Raw genomic sequence first — 25,708 nt, forward strand, 5'->3', positions numbered from 1 at the left:
AGAGTCATCATTTTTGGCCAGAAGCCAGTGTTCTCCTGCAAAGCAAGAAGGCTTATAACCCTGGGTGAATTCATTGATGTAAAATACTCCTATCATACCTACGAGAAATGCCACGCAATACAATATTGAGAGCAGAGCCATGACACCGGAACGTTACAAGAAATTTAAACACCTTCTGGATCGACGCCAGCCCGACCTGACGGTAATCACCGATCAGGTTCATAAACCCCATAACCTTTCAGCTATTATCCGAACCTGCGATGCAGTAGGCATTCCCGATATTCATCTCAGCCAGCCAAAGATGGGCTATCGAAATTTCCGCGGCAGGACTGTTGGCAGCCACAAATATGTCAATGTTCATCATCACAGCAGTGTAGAGGAAGGTATATCACAACTGAAAGCCAGCGGCTTTAAAGTTTATGCTGCGCATTTTTCCAACACTGCAATCCCCTATTCAGAAGTTGATTACACTTCACCTGTAGCCGTAATGATGGGCGCTGAGAAAAAAGGGATCAGCACCGAGGCAGCAGAGCTTGCTGACCAGCACATTATTATTCCCATGCAAGGTATTGTGGCTTCTTTCAACGTCTCGGTAGCAGCAGCGGTCATCCTGGTTGAAGCTCAAAGACAGCGTCTGTTAAAGGGAATGTATGATAAACCAAGCCTGCCTCCCGAGATCTACCCCCCAACCCTGTTTCGCTGGGGATACCCCGAACTGGCTCGGTATTGTGACCAGCGGGGGCTGAAATACCCGCAAATGGATGACAACGGGCAGCTTATAGACCCATCTTCCTGGTATGCCCAGGTCCGGACTGATACCTGAGTCCTATGGCAGTTTCTGCTCATTGAAGCCAGTCCCTTGTCATGAGCTGACAATGCTTGCCAAACATACCGTAAATGTCTTAGTTTCAAACATTGAAACTCTTCATAAGCAGTCCTTGTACTCATTACTCACTCTTACTTTAAAAACAGAGGCTACATGATCCCCCGTATAGTATCCCGCATCAGGCAACTCAACCGCACTGCCTCTTTGCCCTTGAGAGGATTACTGGCTGCAGCTGCATTCATACCTTCACTGGCTATGGCAGCAGATAGCGCGGTTTTCCTGCAATATCATCATGTCAGTGACAAGACCCCGGCTATCACCAGTATTACGCCAGAGATGTTCAGACAACATCTGGATTACCTGGATAAGAATGACTTTAACGTAGCGCCCATAGAGGCCATCACCAAAGCCATACAAAATGGCGACTCGGTGCCTGATAAAACGGTAGTGATCACTTTCGATGATGCTTATAAGAACATCTACGAGAATGCTTTCCCAATGCTGAAAGAAAAGGGCTGGCCCTTTACCATTTTTGTCAGCACTCAGCCAGTAGACAGTGGCTTTGGCAACTTCCTGACCTGGCAGCAGATTCAGGAGATGACCCGCTCAGGCGCGACCATCGCCAACCACACCCTCAACCACCCTCATATGCCGGAAAAGCAACCCGGAGAATCCAATCAGGCCTGGCTCGAGCGTTCCAGAAAAGAGATCACCGAAACCGAACAACGCATCAGGAAAGAAACCGGTCAGAATGTGAAAATGCTGGCCTGGCCTTTCGGTGAGACAGCCCCGGAACTGAGAAAGATGATCAAAGAGATGGGCTATATTGGATTTGGACAGCAGTCTGGTGCCGTTGGCCCATTATCAGACTTTACCCGTCTGCCCCGCTTCCCTATGTCCGGAAGTTATTCCGATATGAGTGGTTTCAGAACCAAAGTTAACAGCAGACCCCTGCCAGTGATGCAGCAGGAACCCGATACCGCCATCATCGATCCAAAAAACCTGACACCCTCTTTAACCCTTACTCTGGCCGATGGCAGCTATCAGAAACAGCAACTCAATTGTTATGTCTCCGGACAGGGCAAAGTTGAAGTGAAATGGTTCGATAAAGAGAAAACCCGATTCACAACTCAGGCAAAATCGCCACTGCCAGTTGGTCGCAGTCGCTATAACTGCACGGCCCCTTCGATGGATGGACGTCATTATTACTGGTTTTCTCACCAATGGCTTCGCCTTACGGAAGATGGAAAAGCCATTGATTAGAGTCACCTGACCAGGGCTTGCTGTCTTTTGACAGAGAGTGATACAAACGCTTAATCCGTTTCAGCCACTCTGATTTAACTGAATGGCTGAAACAGGATTAAATGAATATTAAAGTGAGTCTCTTGGCAATAGCAGTCTTTGAGGTGTTTTTTCTAAAAACTCGTAATGTACTCTATATTTCATCATTCAAAGAAATGAATGACTAGTTTATATAGGATAGTGTGAGAAACTCTGAAACAAGTGTTTTTTGAAGCTTACACTGGCGAATAATCTCTTGAATTTCTTTTTGCTTACCACTAATTATTTCACATAAGATACTCATCACAATTCTTGAAATATCAGATGTCGAGCTTATACAAGAAACAATTAAAAGTCGCATATCCTGGGAAATTTTACATCCATTGAAAAGACATATTGCATCGTAAAGATCCAAATTTTTAATAAGCTCCAGCCACGACGGAGCTAATAGAATTGTACCTTCTGTGTCGTAAGTTGTTGAGTCAACAACCCCTCCCTCAATAAAAAACACAACTCCATCTTTCCTTTGACCTGCAATAGACCACTGTTCTCCTACCCATGATTTAATTTCACAATCATAAAGTACTACAGACTGAACAAGTTTTACTTCAAATTTATCAATTGGAGAATATGAAAGCAAACCAGGCAATGGTACCCCCTTTATAGTAAAACTTTGGTCATCGAGGCGAATTATATCTTCCTGCAAACAATTTTTTAACCCATTGACCCAGATTGTTTCTGAAACAAAAGAAAAATCAATATGGCTAACTTTATCGGCCACATCATTAGTTACCAGCACTATAGCTCTTTCCATACCCTCTACATCTTGAATTGCCTCAATAAGGTTTACTTCTTCTGGACAGCTTAAATAGTTTAAAATAATTAAAAGCGGCACGTCATATTTGAAAACATCTTTTAAGTTAATTGCTACAGCACCTTGCACGTTTAAAAGAAAAGTAGCTATTACCGCAACCAATATTTTTTCAATTAAGTTCATAGCATGACACTTATACAAATATCTTAATTTTAAGACTGCCCAGACTATAACATGTCATATTCTCAATAATATCTATATGAGGCCTTACATTGATCCTCATTCCACTGGTAATGGTTCAAGTAAATAATCTGTGCATTCCCGGTAGTATCAAAGCAGCTATTTTATTCAGCACCTAACTCTTCAAAAGTTTTCAAAAATTTCCATTTTGAGGCCACAGGTATAGCAGATTAGGTATGACACATCTCCTTATTTAAAAATTATTTACATTTCATTCGTAAAAGGAGTGGCACCCATGGAGAAGTGGCGAATAAGCAAAAAAAGCTGGAACCCATGATTGCCAACCTGTTGACGATTTTTGGAGGTCGCTCAGCCTGCGGTGCAGCAACTGAAATCAGCATTATGCTTTCCCAGAAATTTCAACTATACATACTGCAGAACCACCACTCGGTTGGACGACAATGATGAAGATCATAAGGTGTTTGTTGGTTTTAATAGCTACATGTTCCGTAGAGCTTCATGCTGACCTACTATCTGAAACGAAAAAAGTATTGGATTTTTTTGATCGGGGCATGGAGAAAACTCTTCCATCAAACTCAGAGGAGTTTGGAAAACATGAAGACTTAAAAAGTTCTTCAGGGCTTAGCATTACTCTTGATGAACTCAGGGCATGTTTTTCAGTGCTTCACTCTAAACTGGAAGTTTCTGCAACATCTGCCAAAGACGTGTTTGTGCAGAATCTTCAAAAATCAATGAGCCAAGTCTTCCATAAGCATATACCTCAGGAGTTTGCTACAAAGGCGGCAGAGTTCGGTACAACCACTCTGCATGGTGTAAGCTTGAGTGATTTCCTGCGTCCGTATGAATCAATGGGGGTAGGAGATTTGAAAGCCAGAACCAAATTTTTACTGGAACAAATATTAAGTACTTTTCTCAATAACCAAGGTTTTCATGACTTTTACAAGTCTATTGGAATCGACACCAATTTCTATGAAACCATAGTCTTGTTACAGTCTATTTCATCTGAAAAGTAATTTATCCACCTTAACAACAAACATAACAATTGATCAGGTTCGTTCCGAGGCGTCGCCCTGCGATGCGCAGCTGAAGCAGGCGATAGCCGTACAAAACAAGATCAAAACCACTCAGAAATTTTGGTGTAGATTCTCATTCCTTTGTGTAATGCAAAAAATCGACATTTAATACTCCTCCTTTTTAAAGTTTTGTGAATTAGACAAAAATGTAAGTTCATTGTTTAATGTTTTGTCATACAGATTCACATTCTTGTCATTAATACTAACGTCATCGCAAGGCACGGCTAAACCGGGTAGCCGGAGGTCTCTAACCTTCAACACACACCGCCTCAGCTAGGAGCCTGACCCATTAGAGAGGTATCTTGGGGAACATTATGAACATTAAGCCCTGGCTGCCCATCAGCCTCTTCTCTGCGGTCCTGCTGGCCGGATGCGACCTGTCCGGGCACAAAAGCTCTGAATTTCGTCCGGTTGAAATGACTCCGAGACTGGAAGCTGCGAAAAATAAGGCCCTGGTTCTGTGTTCCGGATGCCATGGCCCCGACGGCATAGGCACTGCTGACATTAATCCTAATCTGGCCTGTCAGAAGAAAGTCTATATGGTGAAGCAGCTGAATGATTATCGGAATGGACTGCGAGGCAACCATATCCCCATGGTCAATATCGCCAGGATGCTGACCGGGGAAGAGATAGACGCCATCAGTGAATGGTACTCACTGCAAAGGTGTCCCATTGATACTTTTTAGGGAGCCTCTGAGAGCCTGATGTTAGCCACACTGACCGAACCGTCAGTGACCTCTCTTTTCACCCCATGTCATACTGCCTGTCGTGAAAAAACCAACCCGCTCATGGATTATCAAGGAGGTATGCCATGGCTTACGGAACAGAAGCAACGCATTCAACGCCAGTGTTTCAGGATCATAAGATCATTAATGGGACGCATGATCAGCTGGCGATAGACACTGCTAATACTCTGGTTAGAGCTGGAGGTAGAGCTCTTGAGCAATTGGGCGCCAGAGCCAAAAGAACCTTTATGGGGCTGTCTGTGGACAGTATCAAAGTACCGACCTTTATAAAGGACAAGATCAAATCCATTGGAACGTCCAGAGCCTGGAAAAGCATCAAGCAGTATTGTGTACGCATCAATGAAGCCTGGGGAACCTTCGCCCGATGGGGAATGGGTGGTGCATTGGCGGGAGGCTTCCTCTTTGGATCAACGGTAGGTGCTGCTTTCAGCATGGGCCTGGGTGGTGCGGTCGGGCTTTATTACGCCACCAGCACCTGGTCAAACGTTGCCAGACAACAGGAACAGACCAACCAGGATGCCGCCAAACTGCAAAGGTATCAAGATCTGTATGGAGATATTAAACCTGATGAGCCTTATAAGCTGACAGCAGAAAATTTTCATAATTAAGTATCAATAAACTGCTTTTGGTATAGCGTGGCATTTTGCCAATGCCACGCTTTGTGCTTCAAGAGTGAGGTCTCAAAAGGCAATCATGAGGTTTTTCCCCATTGACTTTCAAAACCATAAATTCAATTACCCGATCTATAAGAACCCGCTTTACTTTGACCGAATTCAACCGATCTACACTGAAGATAGGAAAACACACAAGCTGAGGAAGTCCCATGAATGATGATACCGTCAAAAAACTGGCCCTGATGATTGCTGCTAACTGTACCCGCAACTCTGTTCTGGAGGAGGCTGAAAAAACCAGGGCTATCTCAGAAGAACAGATGACACAGTTTAATCATCAGATGTCCAACCGCATCTATACCTTTCTGACCTACCTTCTTAATAAACCGGCAGAAGAATACTCGATCATGATTGCAGAACTCTCAAAAAACTACCCTGAAGCCTGGGCGCTCCCCGATCTGGATCAGAGCCTGATTAATGCGGTAGCGAAATCTTCTTTGCCATCTTTACCACATTGAATCAAAAACTGATCTATGCTGAGGTGTTTTAACCGGGTCCATCAATGGTCATGAACTTCAGCTCCTATCAACGCTATAAGCTCCAGCTATCAGGGCTTTTACTGACGCTCTTCCTGACAGCCAAGACTCTGGCTGCTGATCCTGCATTAAGCCAGCAGCAACTTGATACACTGTCAGCACTGCTCTCTGAAACGGGCACTCCTCACAAGAAAGATTTTAACTCCATGGTCGAAGCAACTCAGCAGTGGCGGAGAAAACCCGGCCAGGAGCGCTGGGAAGTGGCAGACCTGAATTTTTCTGCCAAACAGAAAAAAAAGGTGAGGAAGTATCTGGCAGCCCTGGGCTTAATCAATCAACAGAAACCCAATAAGAAACAGTTTGATTACGCTCTGGTGCTAGGTGCAACAGCACCACGGATGAAAAGTCGTTTTCAGCATCTGGTCACACTCTGGAAGGAAGGCGTTCGCTTCGACCGGATCATTTTTTTATCCGGAGAGCGCCCCATTCACGACGACATCGACATGACAGAATTACTGGTTTCTGACGTGATTGGTAAAGAGGCTTCCAGGGATAAAAAACAAAAGGCACGCCCTGCAACAGAAAAAGAAGCCGCCAGGATGGTCTATATGTCCACTGAAATGCCTGATGACATGCAAAATATTCCTGTTGAACTCTTCTCATCGAGCCGAACCTGGCTGGTCGATCGATGGCAACGGGGCAACACAAGAGACAGTTTCAAAAGCTGGGTAAAGAGCAACCCCAAACCCGGCTCTGCCCTGATCGTATCAAACCAGCCGCATCTTCTTTATCAGCAAGAGGTCATCCGGCAGGAATTACCCCAAGGCTTCATCACCGAGGGAACGGCCCAGCAAGCAGATCCTGACAGTCAAATCATCATGATCCTCGATGCTTTGGCCCTCTGGCTTCACAACCTGCAGATCAGAATCGCTCAGAAAGCAGGCCAGGAGGCTGACAGGCAATAGTCTAAATCACTCTTCTGCCCGGCCGAAAAATTCTATTACGGCTTTAGTAAGTACCTGGCCAGTTGGTTTTGCATATTCTGGCGAGTGGATTTTTTCATCCTTCAAGGCGCAACGACGGGCGCGTAGCCATAGCTACGCAACCAGAGTTGGAACGCAGAAGGATGGAAAAAGCCGCCGTCCAGAATATGCGAAACCAACTGGTTAGGTACTTAATGTTTTAACACCTGCCTTTTCCCATTCTGACTGATTCCATGGAAGGACTCTATGCACCGACATGCCCCCGCCTCTGACAGCTCGATTCTGGACCACAGCACAGTCATTAACCCTCTGAAACTGTCGGGCTTAGCCACTTTAATGGACGAAGTCGGTATCTCTCACACAAACTCCCTCGACTCTCTGATCATTGCTTCTCAACAGTGGCGCAGACAACCCGGTCAGGAGCGCTGGGAGATGAAGGATCTGCCCCTGACACCGGACCAGCATCTGGCGGTTATGGGTCACCTTAAGGCGCTCAACTTCGTTCAGGAGTTACTCCCATCCTCTACAAACTATGAGTACTCCTTAGTCCTGGGGGCAACGGTTCCCGGAATGGAGCGAAGACTTGACCACCTCGCCAAACTCTGGCAGGAGGGTGTCCGGTTTAACAAAATTGTTTTTCTGGTAGGACAACGTCCACTGAAAGAGGGTATCGATAATATTGACAGTCTTGTTGCCAACAGTATTGGTGAACAGGCCCGGGGAAAGGGCGCCAGAACTGCCCGCCCCATCACAGAGACAGAAGGTGCCATGCAACTGTTTGCCACCATGAAACTTCCCGGGGAGATGAAAAAGCTGCCGACAGAGTTTGTTGACTCTCCCAGAGTCTGGAAACAGAATCACTGGCAGAGAGCCAACACGCGGGACACCCTGATTCAGTGGATGAAAGCAGCACCGACTCCCGGCAGAACACTGGTAATTTCTGACCAACCCCATGCCCACTATCAACTGGAAGTGGTGAAACAGGAGCTTCCTGACGCTTTCCAGCCTGAAGTAACCGCTCAGACTGCGGATGAAGGGACCCGGATAATACTTTATCTGGACGCACTGGCTCTCTGGCTTCACAACCTGCAGTCGCGAATTAACTAATTAACTAATTAACGTACGACTGCCCCCACCCGGGCATCAGTGTCTGCTCGATGTCCAGCTGGCTTAATATCCTGGCCACCACAAAATCCACCAGATCTTCCATAGTTTCAGGTTTGTTATAAAATCCGGGTGAGGCAGGCAAAATCACTGCCCCCATTCGGGTCAACTTGAGCATATTCTCAAGGTGAATCTCCGAATATGGTGCTTCTCTGGGCACCAGAACCAGCTTTCTGCGCTCTTTTAAAGCCACATCCGCAGCTCTCTCAATCAGATTATTACTGGCTCCATAGGTTATAGACGACAATGTGCCCGAACTGCAGGGACAGACGACCATCTTACTGGCAGCACCACTGCCAGAGGCAACGGGCGACATCCATTCTTCATGGCCCAATAGTTTGATCTGCCCGGCTCTGGCTTTGCAGTAATCAATCAAGACAGCCTCTGCTTCCCGGTCGCCGTCAGGCAGATGAAGAGACGTTTCCGTTTCAATCACCACTTTTGCGGCTCTTGAAATCATGCAAAAAATCTCTGCCCCCGAAGCGACAAGACACTGCATCAACCTGAGTCCATACTGGGCCCCGGAAGCCCCGGTAATAGCAAGAGTAATTCTCTCAGCCAATGTATTAACCTTTTTCTGACGCTGCCGCGTTATTAAGTTTCACCAGCAGACGCTGATGAATTCCCTCAAAGCCACCATTACTCATAATGACCAGATGATCACCCTTCTCAGAAGTTTCAATCAGGTAATCGATGATCTCTTCAGTAGACGACATTACACGGGTAGGAACGGGGCTTTTGTCAATAAACTCACCCTGTAACCACTCAATATTTGTGGGCTGAAACCAGATGACTTCAGACGCATTCCTGACACAACCCGACAAAGCATCACCATGAACGCCCATTTTCATGGTATTGGAGCGCGGCTCGATAACAGCCCGAATACGGTCATTCTGATGTCGGGCACGTAAGCCATTCAAAGTGGTTTCAATCGCCGTCGGATGATGGGCGAAGTCATCATACACTTTGATGCCACCTATATCAGCCAGCAATTCCATTCTGCGTTTGACCCCCTTGAAGAGGCTGAGTGCTTCACAAGCCAGAGCAGGCAACACCCCGACGTGCCGGGCAGCGGCTATAGCCGCCAGGCCGTTGGCAACGTTGTGATCACCCGTATGCGACCAGTTGACCTGGCCAACCACCTTGCCCTGATAGATGACATCAAAACCACTGCCATCCGTTGCAGTCAGGTGGGTCGTCCACTCAACTCCCAACTGCTCCTGTTCCGACCAGCACCCCATCGCCAGAACCTGGTTCAGGGCTTCGCAGTTCGCCGGAGATATAATTCGGCCATCACCCGGTATTGTTCTGACCAGATGGTGAAACTGCTTCTGGATAGCGGCAAGATTTTCGAAGATATCCGCGTGATCAAATTCAAGATTATTCAGTATGGCTGTACGGGGATGGTAGTGAACAAACTTAGAACGTTTATCGAAGAAGGCGGTATCGTACTCATCCGCTTCGACCACAAAAAACGGAGTCTTCCCCATTCTAGCCGAAATACCAAAGTTAGCCGGGATGCCACCAATCAGAAAACCCGGCGACATGCCTGCATATTCCAGAATCCACGCCAACATGCTGCCGGTTGTGGTTTTGCCATGAGTACCAGCGGCGGCCATCACCCATTTGTCTTTCAGAATGTGCTCGGCAAAAAACTGGGGACCCGAGGTATAAGCAAGTCCCTTGTTCAGGACGTGCTCTACAATCGGGTTCCCCCGGCTCATGGCATTCCCTATCACGACCAGATCAGGCTCATGGTCAAGATGTTCGATATGATAGCCCTGCATCAGCTGAATACCTTCAGCTTCCAGCTGTGTGCTCATGGGCGGATAGACATGTTCATCGGAACCACTGACCCTGATGCCAATATCCCTGGCCAGAAGGGCGAGGCTTCCCATAAATGTGCCGCAGATTCCCAGAATATGTATGCGCATACCATCCTTACTCATCGTCAGTCGCTGGCGGCTCTTCAAGGGCCGCAAACGGTTCTGAAAACATATGGCCAATGCGAAGTCGTTCTGGCCGTGGATTTAAGACTCTTTCCTTACCTTTTTACAGAAAAAATTCCGCTAAATAAACGGACAAACAGGCTTGTTTTAAGTATTATGCGGATCGAAACCCGCTAAACCATAGAACAACAGAAACATTCAAAGCCAAGATTACTATTCAGCGAGAGCCACTCAGGATGTCAATCAAACATGCATTTTATGCACAGTCAGGGGGCGTAACAGCAGTTATCAATGCCAGTGCCTGCGCCGTTATCGAGACCGCACGTCGCTATCCGGACCAAATTGGTAAGGTCTATGCGGGTTATAACGGTATTCTGGGAGCGCTCAGAGAAGAACTGATTGACACCAGTCAGGAATCCCATGAAACCATCGGAGCACTTCACCGAACCCCCGGAGGCGCATTTGGATCATGCCGTTACAAGCTCAAATCCTTCGAAGAGAGTGAAGCAGAATACCGCCGACTGATCGAAGTGTTTCAGACACACAATATCGGCTACTTCTTCTACAACGGCGGTAACGATTCCATGGATACGGCGCTGAAGGTGTCTCAGCTCAGTGAAAAAATGGGCTACCCTATCACCTGCATTGGCATTCCCAAAACCATCGATAATGATCTGGCGGTAACCGACAACTGCCCCGGGTTTGGTTCAGCCGCCAAATACCTTGCCGTTTCCACCAAAGAGGCCAGCCACGATATTGCCTCTATGTGCGATACCTCTACGAAGGTGTTTGTCATGGAAGTGATGGGCCGCCATGCCGGCTGGCTGGCAGCCGCCGCCGGACTGGCAGCCCGTCAGAATGGAGACCCTCCTCATATTATTGTGTTCCCGGAAACGCCGCTGAATAAAGAAAAGTTTCTGGCCAAGGTCAAGAAAACCGTGGATGAAGAAGGTTACTGTGTCATTGTCGCCTCTGAAGGCGCCAAATACGCCGATGGCAGTTTTGTATCTGCTTCAACCACGGTCATCGACTCTTTTGGTCATCAGCAGCTCGGTGGTGTGGCACCGGCACTGTGCACCATGATCAAGCGGGAGCACGGCTTCAAATACCACTATGCGGTGGCAGACTACCTGCAGCGTTCAGCCAGACATATTGCCTCCAGAGTGGATGTTGAACAGGCTTATGCCGTGGGTAAAGCAGCAGTTGAACTGGCGGTCACTGGCAAAAATGCCGTAATGCCCTGTATCACCCGTGAGTCCAATGCGCCCTATCGCTGGTCTATCGGTGAAGTGCAGTTGGAAGAAGTGGCCAACTTCGAAAAGAAAATGCCCATGGAGTTCATTGATGAGGAAGGCTTTGGCATTACTCCGGTCTGCCGGGAATACCTTGAGCCGCTGATTGAAGGTGAAGAATACCCGCCTTATCTCAATGGTCTGCCAAGATTCGCCAAGCTGAGAAAAGTGATGGTTGAGAAAAAACTCAACAACACTTTTGATAGCTGAATCGAACACGCCCGGACAGGAAATCATGCTATGTAGTGACCTCTTCCGGGCGTGCTTTATTAAAAAAACACTCTTACTTTCCTGATCTAAACTCAGTCTCGCAAGATTACTTGCAGAAACTTTAAATCAGGATGTAAGAATAAATGTTCAAACACTCACTCCTTGCGGCACTGCTGTTGTTGCTGTCGTCATCTGTCACCTGCCAGGCTCAATGGTTGACAGAGCGTTATATTGTCGAGCTGCAACAAAATGTGGATTCTTCTGAAAAAATCTTTTCTATCAAGCGGCATGACCGGCATACATTGCCGGATAACCCTTCAATCACTGGCAAAACAAACAGCTATGCATTATTAGACTCCCCGACAAATAACCTGGCATTCGGACCCGACGGTTACTGGCTAAAAAAGACCATTATTGAGTCGATTTCCTGGAATTTGCTTTTCGCTACTCATCTGCTGGTTGCCTTCGAACTGATCCTGACCACTCATGACACTTCTCCAGACGCCAAAACCTATTCTCAACTACCCCTTGCATTTATCGCTGTCGGCTCTCTTTTAAGCAGCTATTGGATCAGCGACTTACCGATGTTTAACCCGATAGGACAACCAGAGGCGAGTAAGGACCACCCGTTTGCAATCAACACTATGATGCTCAGCCCCGAAGATAATTCTCAACAAGGCCAGCTATCAACAGCATCCACCCAGCAAGCCTCAGGAACAACCATACGACTGAGAGGCACTATCACCAGCCACCCGCATTCTGACTCTGGCGAAGGTAACGGAGACCCTAAACAACAGCAACACACTTTCGATCTAAACTGTCACGCAGATAACTGTAATGGCGTTTGTAAATTCAGAAAATCAGAAGCAACAACGGAACAAGGCTCAGGGCTCGATGGGGAATTCGATCCACAAAGCTCTCCTTCAGAAGCCGTTGGGTTCTCACTTTCGCTTGCCCAGTCGCCGTCAACCTCCATAGCTGAGACTCCAGAAACACAGCCAATAAAAACAGAATCGAGGGAGTTATCATATTTGCGTCAGACCCAACACGCGACTCTTGCCCAAATAGCCACTGCAAGAGACCCGGAGGTTTTCCGAAACGGGTACATTTACCTACTCTGTGAAGAGGCAGTTTGTGGCGAACGCGTGAAAAGCCCGAATGGCACGCTGCAACCATGCGGGACGATCTGCGGGAGTCGTCAAGCCCTGGTGGATCACTTTGACAAGTTTCACAACGGCTGGGAAAAACAGCAGGGAGCCGGAACGGGTCTGAAGGACAATCTATCGAAGTTTTGGCAAAGGTTCTGTGCTGCGTTGAGTCGGAGCCAACCCACCCCTGAAGCCCCATCGGGTAACCAAAACAGACACGACCTGCTAGTCTGTGGCATTGAGGTTGAGGGCCCGGGGTGGCCGTGGTGCACGCGGATTTGCATGAATCCTCAGCGTCTGATGCAGCACAGAATGATGTATCATGGTCGTAGGCCTGCCAGTGTGAACCAGCATAACCCAGCCTCAGAAAAGCAAAAAGAAGTCAGTAGCGATTAAATCTGACGCTCGCCTTTTGCTCTCAACTCGTTCCCGCTTTGCCCTCGTTCTCACGCTTTCAGGCCCTGTGGGTCAAAGCGTGGGAATGCATAAGCCCCTTCAGTAAAAGACAATAATCGTTTTGATAGGTACACAAAGCCACCCATCCACCACCGAATGGCTCGTGATTACCCTCTTCGGCCTCGCCAAAGGATACCGCAGCGCTTCAAAGAATTTTCCTGGGCTACACTTGGCCTCGCAAGATTGATTGCAGAATATTTAAATCAGGATGCAAGAATAAATGATCAAACACCCACTCCCCGCAGTGCTGCTGTTGCTGCTATCATTACCGGTCACCTGCCAGGCTCAAATGCTGACAAAACGTTATATTGTCGAGCTGCGACAGAATACAGGTTCTCCAGACAAAAGCTTTCCTATCCAACAGCATTATCCACATACATTGCCTGACGACCCTACAATCATTGCCAAAACAAACGACTATGCAGAGTCAAATTACCCGGCAAATAACATACCATTTGGACCCGACGGTTACGGGCTAAAAACAACCATTATTGAGTCGATTTCGTGGCATGTGCTTTATGCTACCCGTCTGCTGGTTGCCTTTGAACTTACCCTGACGACCAAAGACGTCTATATAAATTCCAACACCTATTCATGGCTAGCGTTTATCGTTGTCGAATCACTTTTAAACAGCTATTGGAATCCCGATTCACCCATGTTTGGCACCATTGGACAACAAGAATTGAGTCAGGATTATCCGTTTGCGATCAACACCATGACGCCCAACCCCGGAGATAACCCACAACAAGGCCAGCCACCAGCATCATCCGGACAGCAGGCCACAGCAGTAACAACCACCCAACTGACAGGCTCTCCCACCAGCTCTCTGGATTCCGGCGCTGGCGATGGTAACGGAGACCCTGAACAACACCAGCATACTTACGGTTTAAATTGTTTCGTCGATTCCTGTAATGGTGTTTGTCGATTTCGACCACCATCCGATAGCAGTGAGCGAGCTGAAGCAGATGAGGAGTGTCCTATATGCTATGAAAAGTTTAGCAACACAATGATTACTCCCTGTTGTTCGCAGAAAATTGATAACCACTGTTTAAAAAGGACGTTTCAGAATGCTCCACGACGGTCAATGAAAACCTGCCCACTTTGCAGAGCAGACATGAATTTGTTAGCACAATCACCGGATTTTGCAGTAAGCGAAGAGGGACAGCAGGACCGACCAAATCCTTATAACGAACCCTGGGGTTTTCGTTTGGCCCCTTTCGTTTTCACCGGGAGAGCAGACAGTCTGACATGTGACAATGTCATAATCGGCCAGGATCGCCAGCCACGGCCATGCGGGAGGCACTGCAGGAATAGAAGAGCCTTGGCAGCACACGTAACACAGTACCACTCTGGGCAACAAACCTGTGAACTGACCGTGATCGGCGAGAATGGCCAGCAAAGGCCATGCAGCAGGATCTTCCGGAATGCCAGAACCCTGAGTTTTCACAAGATGATGCACCACCGACGGCAATGAACCTGTGACATGACCACGCCCCGGGGGCTCAGCAGCCAGCGATAGAGTTTTTTTAACAAATGGTCTTTATTAGAAAACACACCTGTTTTTCTGGTCTACACTTCTTCGCTTTAAATCAAAATGTAAGAAAAAAGTGATTGTAAAACCAATTTTTACGGCCCTGCTGTTACTCTTGTTATTATCTGTCACCTGCCGGGCTCAAGCATTAACAGAACGTTATATTGTCGAGCTTCAACAAAATACAGACTCTCCAGACAAAAGCTTTTCTATCCAACAGCACTACCCGCATACATTGCCGAAAAACCCTTCAATCATTACCAAAATAAACAACTATGAAGGATCAGATTCCCCGGCAAATAACATACCACCCGGACCCCGCAGATACGGACTACATACGGCCATCATTGAGTCGATTTCGTGGCATGTGCTCTACGCTACCCATGCACTGGTTGCCTACGATCTGACCCTGACGACCAAAGACGTCTATATAAATTCCAACACCTATTCATGGCTACCGTTTATCGTTGTCGGCTTGCTGTTAAGCAGCTATTGGAATCCCGATTCCCCCATGTTTAATCGGATTGGACAACATGAATTGAGTCAGGATTATCCGTTTGTAATCACCACCATGGCGCCCAGCCCCGGAGATAACCCACAACAAAGCCAGCTATCCGCATCATCCGGTCAGCAGGCATCAGGAACAACCACCCAATTAACAAGTTCTTTCACCAGCCCTCTGGATTCAGGTTATGGCGACGGTAACGGAGACCCTGAACAACATCAACATACTTACGGTTTGGATTGTTACGTCGATTCCTGTAATGGCGTTTGTCGATTCCGACCACCATCTGATAGCAGTGAGCTGGCTGAAACAGACGAGAATTGCCCTATATGCTACGAAAAGTTTAGCGATATAATTGTCACTCCCTGTTGTTCGCAGAAAATTGACACATACTGTTTGCGAAGGGTGTTTCTGGCCACTCCACGATGGACCACGAAAACCTGCCCATTTTGCAGAGCAGACATGGATTTTTTAGCACGATCGCCGGATTTAGCAGTAACTGAAGAAACACAGCAGGACTTGCCTGATTCTTATAACGAGCCCCGGGGTGTCCGTTCGGACCCTCTCGTTTTCATCAGGAGAACAGACGATCTAATATGTGACAGGCCAGTAGTCGGCGAGGATGGCCGGGTTCGGCAGTGCAGGAAAATCTGCAGGAATCCCATATCCCTGTCATACCACAAACGCCGCTATCACAACGAGCAACCAACCTGTTATGTGACCGTCACCTCCAAAGATGGCCAGTCAGGTCCATGTGGAAAAAAATTCAAAAATGTTCAAGCTCTGGCGCATCACAAAAGTAAATTCCACATAGTGCAAAAAACCTGCGTAATGACCGTGATCGGCAAGAATGGCCAACAAAGGCCATGCGGAAAGATCTGCAGAAATGCCAGTGCCCTGGCGGACCACGAAAGAAAAAGACACTGACGGCAATGAAGCTGTGACATAACCGTGGGACTGAGGAGGACCAGCAGCGTCCACGTTGACTCGTTCCCACACTCTCAGGCACTCCGGGCTCCCATCTTGGGAATTCATCGGCTCCTCCTAAAAGAGACTATTGAGGAGATGCACGAGCCAAATGGCTCGTGACTACCCTCTCATGGCTCGCCAACGGGTACTGCTGCAACGCAATCAATTTTCCTGGTCTACACTTGGTCTCGCAAAATTACTTGCAGAACATTTAAACCAGGATGTAAGAATAAATGACCAAACAGTCAATCTATGTACCACTGCTGTTACTGCTGTCTTTGTCTGCCACCTGCCATGCTCAACGATCGACACAACATTTTGTTGTCGAACTTGAACAGAATACAGATTTCCCTGAAACCCAGAGCTTCTCTATCACGCAGCATGACCTGCGCACATTGCCGAACAACCCTTCAAGCATTGCCAAAACAAACAACTTTATGGGGTCAGATTCCCAGTCACCCGGACCCGGCAGTGACGGGCTAAAAACAGGCATTAGTGAGTCGATTTCGTGGCATCTGCTCTACGCTACCCATTTGCTGGTTGCCTGCAAACTGACCCTGACTACCAAAGACGCCCATCTAAACTCCAACATTTATTCATGGCTACCGTTTATTGTTGCCGACTCGTTGTTAAACACCTATTGGAGCCCGGATTCACCCATGTTTGGTACGATCGGACAACAAGAATTGAGCCAGTATTATCCGTTTGTGATCAATACAATGATGCTTAGCCCCGAAGATAACCCACAACAAAGCCAGCCATCAGAATCATCCGGTCAGCAGGTCTCAGGAACAACCACCCAACTTACAGGTTCTTTCACCAGCTCACTGGACTCAGGCTCTGGCGAAGGTAACGGAAACCCTGAACAACACCAGCACACTTACGGTTTGGATTGTTACGTCGATTCCTGTAATGGCGTCTGTCGATTCCGACCACCATCCGATAGCCAAGAGCTGGCTGAAGCAGGTGAGAACTGCCCTATATGTTTTGATAAATTTAACAATGCAATGGTTACTCCCTGTTGTTCACAGAAAATTGACACACACTGTTTACGAAGGGTGTTTCTGAACGCTCCGCGACGGTCAATGAAAACCTGCCCACTTTGCAGAGCAGATATGAATTTATTAGCACAATCACCTGATTTTGCAGTAACCGAAGAGGCACAACAGAACTTACCAGGTACTCATAACGAGCCCCGGGATTTCCGTTCGTTGCCTTTCGTTTTCACAAGGAGAACAGACAATCTGACATGTCTCATACCCTTTGTCGACGAGGATGGCCTGCTGCGGTCATGCCAGAGAACCTGCTTAAATAGACGAGCCTTGGCAGAGCACAAACGCCGCTGCCACAGAGGGCGATGAGTCTGTGAGGTCTAAATCAGCGAATATGGCCAATAGCGTCGATGTGGAAAGGTCTTCAAGACTGCCAATCCCTGAGTTTTCACAAAATGAGAAGCCACAGACGACAATGAACCTGTGACGTGACCACAGCCCGGGGGCTCAGCAGCCAGCGATAGAGTTTTTTTAACAAATGGTCTTTATTAGAAAAAACACCTGTTTTTCTGGTCTACACTTCTTCGCTTTAAATCAAAATGTAAGAAAAAAGTGATTGTAAACCCAATTTTTACGGCCCTGCTGTTACTCTTGTTATTATCCGTCACCTGCCGGGCTCAAGCATTAACAGAACGTTATATTGTCGAGCTTCAACAAAATACAGATTCTCCAGACAAAAGCTTTTCTAACCAACAGCACTACCCGCGTACATTGCCGAAAAACCCTTCAATCATTACCAAAATAAACAACTATGAAGGATCAGATTCCCCGGCAAATAACATACCACCCGGACCCTGCGGATACGGACTACATACGGCCATCATTGAGTCGATTTCGTGGCATGTGCTCTACGCTACCCATGCACTGGTTGCCTACGATCTGACCCTGACGACCAAAGACGTCTATATAAATTCCAACACCTATTCATGGCTACCGTTTATCGTTGTCGGCTTGCTGTTAAGCAGCTATTGGAATCCCGATTCCCCCATGTTTAATCCGGTTGGACAACAAGAATTGAGTCAGGATTATCCGTTTGTGATCAATACAATGATGCTTAGCCCCGGAGATAACCAACAACAAGGCCAACTGTCAGAATCATCCACCCAGCAAGCCTCAGGGACAACGACACGGCTTAGAGGCATTATCAGCAGCCGCCAGCATTCTGACTCTGGTGGCGGTGACGGAGAACCTCAACAAAACCAGCATACTCTGGGTTTAAATTGTTTCGCGAATAACTGTAATGGCGTTTGTAAATTCCGACAATCTGGAGCAAGACCGAAAACAAGGTCAAGGCTCTACAGGAACTCAGAGCCACAGAGCTTACCTTCTGAAAAAGTCGGGTTCTCCTTTTCGCTAACCCAGACACTTTCACCATCCCCGGGAGCGTCTTCAGAAACACAACCAATAACAACACAAACGACGGAGTTATCCCGACTGGATCACAGCCGCAGGGAAAGCCCGCAGGAAGCCCGAGCCAGTATAACGCCCCCTCCCGTATCGAGGCTGTGGAAAAGATTCTGCGCTGCTTTGGGTCGGAACCAACCTGACTTTTCCCAAACGGGCACCGTAAAAGCTGCGTCGGGTAACCAGAAAAGATACAGGACCGAACCGGAAACCTGTGACTTGCCCGTAGATCAACGCCCGAGGCCATGCAGACGTCTTTGCAAGAATGCTCGTCAGCTGAGCAAGCAAACAAGAATAGTGCATCTTCGAATACCTGTTGGTGCAAACCGGGGACTTAGGCCTCCTGATGTAAATCAAAATCATCCAACCCCAAAAAGAGCAAGAGGATAAGTTTTGCAACACCCTCTTTCATGAGGGTAATATGTTTTGCTTGGCAGTCCGGAAACACCAAAGGACACAAGACTTCTAACTAAGTGACCGAAGTCATCCATCTAACCATCGAATGGCTCATGATCACACTCTCAGGGCCCAGCAATCGATACAGCTGCATTTTAATGAGTTTTTAGCAATTTTTTTTGTCAGAAAACACGCTTATTTTCTTGGTCTATACTTCTTCCCTTCAAACCAGGATGTAAGAATAAAGTGATTAAGAACCCTCTATTTGCGGCACTGCTGTTGCTGTCTGTCACCTGCCGGGCTCAGGTATTAACAGAACGTTATATTGTCGAGATTAAACAAAATACTGGCTCTCCAGACGGAAGTTTTTCTATCAAACAGCATGACCTGCACAAATTACCGCTCCCCCCTTCAACCACTACTAACATCAACGTTCATCCAGTCCGGGACTCTCAGGCAAATGACACAGCATTCGGGCTCAGCGTTTACGGGCTGAAAACGGTTATTATTGAGTCGATTTCGTGGCATTTGCTTTACACCACTCCTCTGCTGGTTGCTTACGAACTGTTCCTGACCACCCGTGACGCCCCTCAAAGCCCCAAAACTTATTCGCGACTACCTGTGGAAGCGTTTATCGCTGTCGGCTGGCTTTTAAACAGTTATTCGAACTTCGACTCACCGATGTTTAACACGATTGGACAACAGCAGGCGAGTCAGGATTACCCGTTCGTGATCAACACTATGATGCTCAGCCCGACAGATAACCAACAGCATGACCAGCGGTCAAAATCATCCAGCCAGCCAGCTTCAGGAACAAGCACCCGGCTTATGGGCACTTTCTCCAGTCACGAGCATTATGTCTCTAGCGGCCGCAAAAGAGACCCTGAACTGGACCAACACACTTTTGGTTTAAATTGTTTCGCAAATGACTGTAATGGCGTTTGTCAATTCCGACAAGCAGAAGCAAGACCGGGAAAAAGGTCAAGGCTCAATGAGGACTTCGATCGACAGTCCACCCCTTGCAATGAGTTAACGCCCCCCTTCCCGCCAGGAACTTCAGAAACACAACAAATAACAACAGATACTACAAAATCATCCCCATTGGGTCAGAGCCAACCTCATTTTTCCAAAACAGGCACAATACAAACCCTGTCAGAAGACGAAGGTCTAGCGGATGACGATCCCCTTTCGGATGACGGTCCACTTTCAGATGAAGAACCTCTGTCGGATGATGAACCCCTGTCGGATGACGACAGCGATTACTACATTGAGCCACCAACCTGTGAGGTAATGGTGCGCGGGAGCGACGGCCAGTGGGAGATATGCGGGAAGGTCTGCGAGCCTTTTGAATTCCTGTCGGAACACAAAGGAACTCACCGAAGACGCCAGCCTTTTGATATGGACGACTAAGGTAACCTCGGGCCTAATCTGCCCCTCTCTGTCGAGACTGTCGCAAAAGTACTGCGCTGATGCCGGTTAAAAAGGTAGCCCAGGCTTGCTCGCTTATCTTTTGCGACTTTCTTCAGCCTGGGAACCTATAGTCTATCTGAAGTTGTAGAGCGAGATTTTCTTAGGGGTATGCATTCCTACTCGGAATAAGTGAACGAGATGCTGGAGTTTTAGGATACCCTCTTTTTTCATAAGGTGGTCTAACCTTCTTCTCTATAGACAGGAATGCAAGTACAGAATCATTAACCAGTCACTCGTTACAGCACAGCTATTGCTGCTACTGTTGTCTGTAATCTGTCAGCCCGAACTGTGGACAGGATGTTTTACCGTTGAGCCTGAACAGAATGAAAACTTTCCAAACCACAGCTTTTCTATAAAGTGTGATCAGCCTGCAGTGCCTGGAAAGCGATCAGGCATTGCCAGTGCAGACACCTGTTCGGGATCAGCTTCACCGTCTAATGACAAGCGGCACAGACATGACGGTAACGAAGCAACAATGATCCTTATCGATTCGATTTCGTCGCAAAGATTTTATTCTACTAACCTGCTGGTTGCTTACGAACTGACCCTGGCCTCTGAGGACGCCGCTCTGAGTGCCAGCCCCTATTCATGGCTACCTTTAGACGTGGTTGTCGCTGTCGGCTGGCTTTTAAAAAGTTATTGGAGCCCCGGTTCACCCCTGTTAAACACGATGGAACAACAGGGGGCATCTATGTTGTCACAGGTAGATCACGCTTTTTCAGTCATTACTGTGATGTTTAACTCTGGACATAACCAACAAGAAGGCCAACCATCAGAATCATCCTGCCAACAAGCCCCTGAAGCCAACAACCGGCCTACTGGCTCTCTCGCCAAGCCACTGCATTCTGACTTTGGTGACGGTAGCCAGAGCCCTGGACAAAACCAGCATACTTTAAGCCTGAATTGTTTCGTTCATCCCTGTTATGGCGTTTGTAAACTCCGACAAGCATCCGAAAACGCAGAGGCTGCTGAATGGCTGCTGGACATCGAAGAAAATTTGACAAACTACACTGAAAAAACACCCAAACAAAGCTCATGCACTCATTTAGCCGATGGATACTGCTTTAGTTGCATGGATTATTTTGATCCTGTAGAACCGGGACAAACCATGCCTTTAAAAACATTTAATAATCTCGCTGACATCCAATTCCAATGCAACTCTGGTCAACTGTTTCAAACGTCTGGCTCTGATAGCAACCCAGACAATAGCTGCAATCCTATAGAATCAATGAATACAGTAGCACCTGAGAACACTCTATCCGGAATAACACATTGCCATCAAGCCCTCTCCTGTGACGTCAAAGTGGTCGGGGAAGATGGGATGCAGTCGTGCGGGAAGATTTTCAAGAATGTTCGAACCCTTTCAATTCACAAAAAGAGATACCACACCGGACAAAAACGCTGTAATACAACTGTCGTCAGTAAAGATGGCCTGCAGCAGCCATGCGGGAGGCTATTGAAGAATGTTCAAGCTCTGTCAACTCACAAACAGAGATACCATACCGGACAAAAAAACTGTAATAGAACTGTCGTCGGGAATGATGGCCATCAAAAGCCATGCGGGATAGCTTTCAAGAATGCTCAAGCCCTGGCAGATCACAAAAGAAAAGTACATACCGGACAACAAATCTGCAACTTAATCGTGGTCAGGGAGGATGGCCTGCAGCAGCCATGCGGAAGGGTCTGCAAGAGTTCCAGAGCCCTGTCGGATCACAGAAGCATGCACCACACCAGCCACAGAACATGTAGTGTCATTGTGTTCAGGGAAGATGGCCTTCAGCGGCCATGCGGAAAGATCTGCAGGAGTAAAAAATCTCTGTCAGATCACAAAAGAAGTGTCCATAGCGGGCAAAAAACCTGTGACGTGATAGAAGTCGGAGAAGATGAACGTTCGTCGCCATGCGGAAAAATTTGCAGGAGTACCATAACCCTGGAGCATCATAAAAGAAAACATCGAAAACGCCAGCCTGCCAGTGTGGTCCGGAACAAACCTGAGCCCTCAAAAAGTCACATTGAATAAGTAAAAATCTAATCTGTCTCCCGCCGTTACCGGGCTGTCACAAAACTCTGGTTCCCATGCTCAGGAGGGTGGTCTACTCTTCCTCTCTGTACACCAGAAAGCAAGGATAGAATTATTACACACTCACTCTTTGCGACACCTCTGCTACTTATGCTGATGTTGCCTGTCGTCTGCCAGGCCGAAGCGTTAACAAGACGTTTCATTTTTGAGCTTGCACAGGATGCAAGCTCTTCAAACGCGATTTTTTCTATACAGCGTGACCTGCCTGTATTACCGGTCAAAACGTTAGACATTGTCGACACAAATGACTACGCAGGGTCAGATTCACCATCGAATAAAAAACGACAGGGACTACTCTTTACGACACTGATGTTGGCGCTGTTGTTGTCTGTTACCTGTCAGGCAGATGCGTTGGCAAGACGTTTTGTTGTCAAACCCGGACAGGTTGCAGGCTTGCCAAATAAGAGCTTTTCTATAAATCCTGACCGACAGACATTGTCCGACAACCCGACAGAGATCGATCTTGAAAACGGCTATGCAGCCTCAGATTCTCCACCTGATGACAAACGACACAGAGCTGATGGTTACAGAGTAAAAACGCCCCTTATTGAGTTGATTTCGTGGCAATTGCCTGACCTCAGGCATCTTCTGGTTGCTTACGAACTGATCCTGACAATTAACACCACAACTCTCAGACCCAAACATTATTCCGGACTACCTGTCGAAGTGGGTGTCGCTCTCGGCTGGCTTTTCAAAAGCTATTGGAACCCCGATTCACTACTTTTTAATCCTATCAGACAACATTTTTTATCTATATTGAAACGGGGGGAAAACCTGTTCCAGATCATCACTGTGATGTATGGCTCTGGATATGACCCAGCAAAAAACCCGTCATCAGGATCATCCAGACAGCAAACCCTGAAAACCCATACCCACACTACAGGCACTTTCACTAGCCTCTTGAATCATGGGTATAGTGACGGTGACGAAGGCCCTGAACAAGACCAACATACATTGGGTTTAAATTGTTTCATCTACCCCTGCCATGGCGTTTGTAGATTCAGACCATCATTTGATAGCAGAGAGCCCGCTGAAAAGGCTTTGAATCCCGAAGAAAGATCGACAGACTACAAAGGAGAAACACCCAGACAAAGCTCATGCTCTCATTTAGCCAATGGATACTGTTTTAGTTGTCTGGATCACACTAATTCTCTAAACATTTCATGTTCACAACAAAACACATTTCCAGAAACAAGGGATTATTTCCCTGGCATTCAAAGCCAATACACTTGCAGCCAGCTATCAGAGCCAGTGACCCATGACATTGATAACAACTGTTCAAACGATGTCGCTATAGGCGAGGCCGACTTTACTTTGATCAGTGCAGTAGCCGACTTTAAAAATGTCGCTAACGAGCCACTCGGTGACGAAGTATCAATGCTCAGTAATTTGTCTTTCACCACTGATAATTTTGCGGTCATGAATGAGTCAGTCAGTTTTGAAAGTCGTCTCGAAGAAATCGGGATTTCCTTTACACAAACCCAGACGGGCACAGTACAAACTTCTTCAGTATCTGACAATGTCCAGATAGAAACGGCATATTCTCAAGAAACTCAGTCGGTTCAAAAAAGCAAATACCACAACGGGCTAGTCTGTGACTACAAAATAGCTGGAGAGGATGGCCAGCCGCGACTCTGCGGAAGAGTCTACAAGAATACCAAGGCCCTGACGTGTCACAGAAGCAAATACCACAGCGGGAAAAAATTCTGTGACATGATCGTGGTCGGGGAAGATGGCCAGCAAAGACCATGCTGGAAAGCCTTTATGAATGCTCAAGCTCTGTCGAATCACAAGAACAGAGAGCACACCGGACCACAAATCTGTGACGTGACTGTCGTCGGCGAGGATGGCCAGCTGCGGCCATGCGGGAAGGCCAGTAAGAATATTCATGCCCTGTCGAGTCACAAAAACGAATACCACAACGGCCAGCAACAAATCTGTGACATTATCGTGGTCGGGGAGGATGGCCAGCAGAGGCCATGCAGGAAAGCCTGCAAGAATGCTAAAGCCCTGTCGAGTCACAGGAACAGATACCACACCGGACCACAAATCTGTAAGGTGACTATCGTCGGGGAGGATGGCCAGCAGCGGCAATGCGGGAAGGCCTGCAAGAATATTCTTGCCCTGTTGACGCACAAAAGCGGATACCATACCGGCCAGCAAACCTGCGATGTATCCGTGTTCGGTGAAGATGGCCAGCGACAGCCATGCGGGAAGGTCTGCAATAGTGCTGTGGCCCTGACACGCCACAAAAACAAATGCCACACCAGGACAAGAACCTGTGACATGCCCGTGATCGGGGAAGATGGCCAACAAAGGCCATGCGGAAAGTTCTGTGTGAATAATCTTGTATTTGCGTATCACAAAACCGCATACCACTCCGGGCAGTCAACCTGTGAAGAAATCGTAATCGGGGAAGATAGACAGCAGCGGCCATGCGGGAAGGTCTTTAGCAATGTTAAATGCCTGTCATCTCACAAAATCAGATATCACGGCAGGGAACAAACCTGTGATGTGGTAGTCGTCTCAGAGGCTGGTCAGACGCAGCGCTGTGGGAAGGTCTGCCCCCATCCTATAGCCCTGCGGTATCACAAACAAAATCACGGCAAACAAAAAAGCTGTAACCTGACCGTGATCGGGAAAGATGGCCAGCAGCGGCCATGCGGGAAGGTCTGTAAGAATGCTAAATGTCTGTCATCTCACAAAAGCAGATACCACAAAGGGGAAAAAACCTGTGACGTGCCAGTCGTCTCAAAGGATGGCCAGGCGCAGCCGTGTGGGAGGGTCTGCATCAATAATCAAGCTCTGAAGAATCACAAAAGAAGAGACCACGGAGAGAAACAAACCTGTTACCTGACATTGGTCGGGGAAGATGGCCAGAAAAGGCCATGCGGTGTGGTCTGCAAGAATGCTTCATCCATGTATGAACACATGAGAAGGCATCGAAAACGCAAACATGTTGATGTGGACCAGAACAATGAACTCCGTCCCTGAACTGACAACCACCCTTT

At 47.5% G+C, this 25,708-nt stretch carries 20 protein-coding genes; 17 read left to right on the plus strand and 3 right to left on the minus strand.

All coding sequences use genetic code 11. The features are described 5' to 3' along the window. The first annotated feature begins 139 nt into the window (after nt 1–139). Together trmH and ACO6V5_RS13970 are read left to right on the plus strand one after the other, a co-directional pair. Nucleotides 140–823, plus strand: a complete 684-nt coding sequence (gene trmH, locus ACO6V5_RS13965) for a tRNA (guanosine(18)-2'-O)-methyltransferase TrmH (protein ID WP_422132466.1) — start codon at nt 140–142, stop codon at nt 821–823. Nucleotides 824–979: 156 nt separating this feature from the next. Next, nucleotides 980–2,089 carry a polysaccharide deacetylase family protein gene (locus ACO6V5_RS13970; RefSeq protein WP_422132465.1) on the plus strand — a complete coding sequence of 370 codons (1,110 nt, stop codon included), beginning with the start codon at nt 980–982 and terminating at the stop codon, nt 2,087–2,089. 202 nt (nt 2,090–2,291) lie between these two features. Here the strand turns inward: ACO6V5_RS13970 and ACO6V5_RS13975 are convergent, their stop codons facing one another. After that, nucleotides 2,292–3,104 (minus strand): hypothetical protein, encoded by an 813-nt coding sequence (locus tag ACO6V5_RS13975; protein ID WP_422137165.1) that lies wholly within the window; start codon nt 3,102–3,104, stop codon nt 2,292–2,294. 458 nt (nt 3,105–3,562) lie between these two features. Between ACO6V5_RS13975 and ACO6V5_RS13980 the strand changes: the two genes are divergently transcribed. The 6 genes from ACO6V5_RS13980 to ACO6V5_RS14005 all read left to right on the plus strand — a co-directional run bounded on the left by ACO6V5_RS13980 (nt 3,563) and on the right by ACO6V5_RS14005 (nt 8,178). Further along, nucleotides 3,563–4,135, plus strand: coding sequence for a hypothetical protein (locus tag ACO6V5_RS13980; protein ID WP_422442202.1), 573 nt, complete (start codon nt 3,563–3,565; stop codon nt 4,133–4,135). Between the two features lie 374 nt (nt 4,136–4,509). Next, nucleotides 4,510–4,881 carry a c-type cytochrome gene (locus ACO6V5_RS13985; protein WP_422132462.1) on the plus strand — a complete coding sequence of 124 codons (372 nt, stop codon included), beginning with the start codon at nt 4,510–4,512 and terminating at the stop codon, nt 4,879–4,881. 125 nt (nt 4,882–5,006) lie between these two features. Next, a complete protein-coding gene (locus ACO6V5_RS13990; protein ID WP_422132461.1) occupies nt 5,007–5,549 on the plus strand; it encodes a hypothetical protein in 543 nt (180 codons plus the stop codon). Between the two features lie 215 nt (nt 5,550–5,764). Continuing rightward, nucleotides 5,765–6,070: a hypothetical protein gene (locus ACO6V5_RS13995; RefSeq protein ID WP_422132460.1), complete on the plus strand. Its 306-nt coding sequence runs from the start codon at nt 5,765–5,767 to the stop codon at nt 6,068–6,070. Nucleotides 6,071–6,120: 50 nt separating this feature from the next. Further along, on the plus strand, nt 6,121–7,053 hold the full coding sequence (locus ACO6V5_RS14000) for a hypothetical protein (RefSeq protein ID WP_422132459.1): 933 nt from the start codon (nt 6,121–6,123) through the stop codon (nt 7,051–7,053). A gap of 264 nt (nt 7,054–7,317) precedes the next feature. Further along, nucleotides 7,318–8,178: a hypothetical protein gene (locus ACO6V5_RS14005; RefSeq protein ID WP_422413372.1), complete on the plus strand. Its 861-nt coding sequence runs from the start codon at nt 7,318–7,320 to the stop codon at nt 8,176–8,178. A gap of 4 nt (nt 8,179–8,182) precedes the next feature. On the opposite strand, the gene ACO6V5_RS14010 is transcribed toward ACO6V5_RS14005, so the two are convergent. Both ACO6V5_RS14010 and mpl read right to left on the minus strand, forming a co-directional pair. Then, the gene (locus ACO6V5_RS14010; protein WP_422137072.1) at nt 8,183–8,734 is read right to left on the minus strand and encodes a flavin prenyltransferase UbiX; all 552 of its coding nucleotides are present in this window, start codon (nt 8,732–8,734) and stop codon (nt 8,183–8,185) included. Between the two features lie 67 nt (nt 8,735–8,801). Beyond that, on the minus strand, nt 8,802–10,169 hold the full coding sequence (gene mpl, locus ACO6V5_RS14015) for a UDP-N-acetylmuramate:L-alanyl-gamma-D-glutamyl-meso-diaminopimelate ligase (RefSeq protein ID WP_422132457.1): 1,368 nt from the start codon (nt 10,167–10,169) through the stop codon (nt 8,802–8,804). A 251-nt stretch (nt 10,170–10,420) separates the two neighbouring features. Between mpl and ACO6V5_RS14020 the strand changes: the two genes are divergently transcribed. The 9 genes from ACO6V5_RS14020 (at nt 10,421) to ACO6V5_RS14060 (ending at nt 25,691) form a co-directional block, all read left to right on the plus strand. Next, nucleotides 10,421–11,686, plus strand: coding sequence for a 6-phosphofructokinase (locus ACO6V5_RS14020; protein ID WP_422132456.1), 1,266 nt, complete (start codon nt 10,421–10,423; stop codon nt 11,684–11,686). Between the two features lie 143 nt (nt 11,687–11,829). Then, nucleotides 11,830–13,230 carry a hypothetical protein gene (locus tag ACO6V5_RS14025; RefSeq protein ID WP_422132455.1) on the plus strand — a complete coding sequence of 467 codons (1,401 nt, stop codon included), beginning with the start codon at nt 11,830–11,832 and terminating at the stop codon, nt 13,228–13,230. A gap of 280 nt (nt 13,231–13,510) precedes the next feature. Next, nucleotides 13,511–14,764, plus strand: coding sequence for a hypothetical protein (locus ACO6V5_RS14030; protein ID WP_422409136.1), 1,254 nt, complete (start codon nt 13,511–13,513; stop codon nt 14,762–14,764). Nucleotides 14,765–14,897: 133 nt separating this feature from the next. Next, nucleotides 14,898–16,253, plus strand: coding sequence for a hypothetical protein (locus tag ACO6V5_RS14035; protein WP_422409138.1), 1,356 nt, complete (start codon nt 14,898–14,900; stop codon nt 16,251–16,253). A gap of 275 nt (nt 16,254–16,528) precedes the next feature. Next, nucleotides 16,529–17,656 (plus strand): hypothetical protein, encoded by a 1,128-nt coding sequence (locus ACO6V5_RS14040; protein WP_422137160.1) that lies wholly within the window; start codon nt 16,529–16,531, stop codon nt 17,654–17,656. Nucleotides 17,657–17,899: 243 nt separating this feature from the next. Beyond that, nucleotides 17,900–19,141 carry a hypothetical protein gene (locus ACO6V5_RS14045; protein WP_422409140.1) on the plus strand — a complete coding sequence of 414 codons (1,242 nt, stop codon included), beginning with the start codon at nt 17,900–17,902 and terminating at the stop codon, nt 19,139–19,141. A 252-nt stretch (nt 19,142–19,393) separates the two neighbouring features. Then, nucleotides 19,394–20,557: a hypothetical protein gene (locus ACO6V5_RS14050; RefSeq protein WP_422409142.1), complete on the plus strand. Its 1,164-nt coding sequence runs from the start codon at nt 19,394–19,396 to the stop codon at nt 20,555–20,557. A 322-nt stretch (nt 20,558–20,879) separates the two neighbouring features. Beyond that, complete coding sequence (locus tag ACO6V5_RS14055; RefSeq protein WP_422409143.1) at nt 20,880–22,637, plus strand: hypothetical protein; 1,758 nt, start codon at nt 20,880–20,882, stop codon at nt 22,635–22,637. Nucleotides 22,638–22,793: 156 nt separating this feature from the next. Continuing rightward, on the plus strand, nt 22,794–25,691 hold the full coding sequence (locus ACO6V5_RS14060; protein ID WP_422409145.1) for a hypothetical protein: 2,898 nt from the start codon (nt 22,794–22,796) through the stop codon (nt 25,689–25,691). Nucleotides 25,692–25,708 lie beyond the last annotated feature (17 nt).

It is taken from the genome of Endozoicomonas sp. ALD068, from assembly GCF_049310145.1.
Classification (GTDB): Bacteria; Pseudomonadota; Gammaproteobacteria; order Pseudomonadales; family Endozoicomonadaceae; genus Endozoicomonas_A.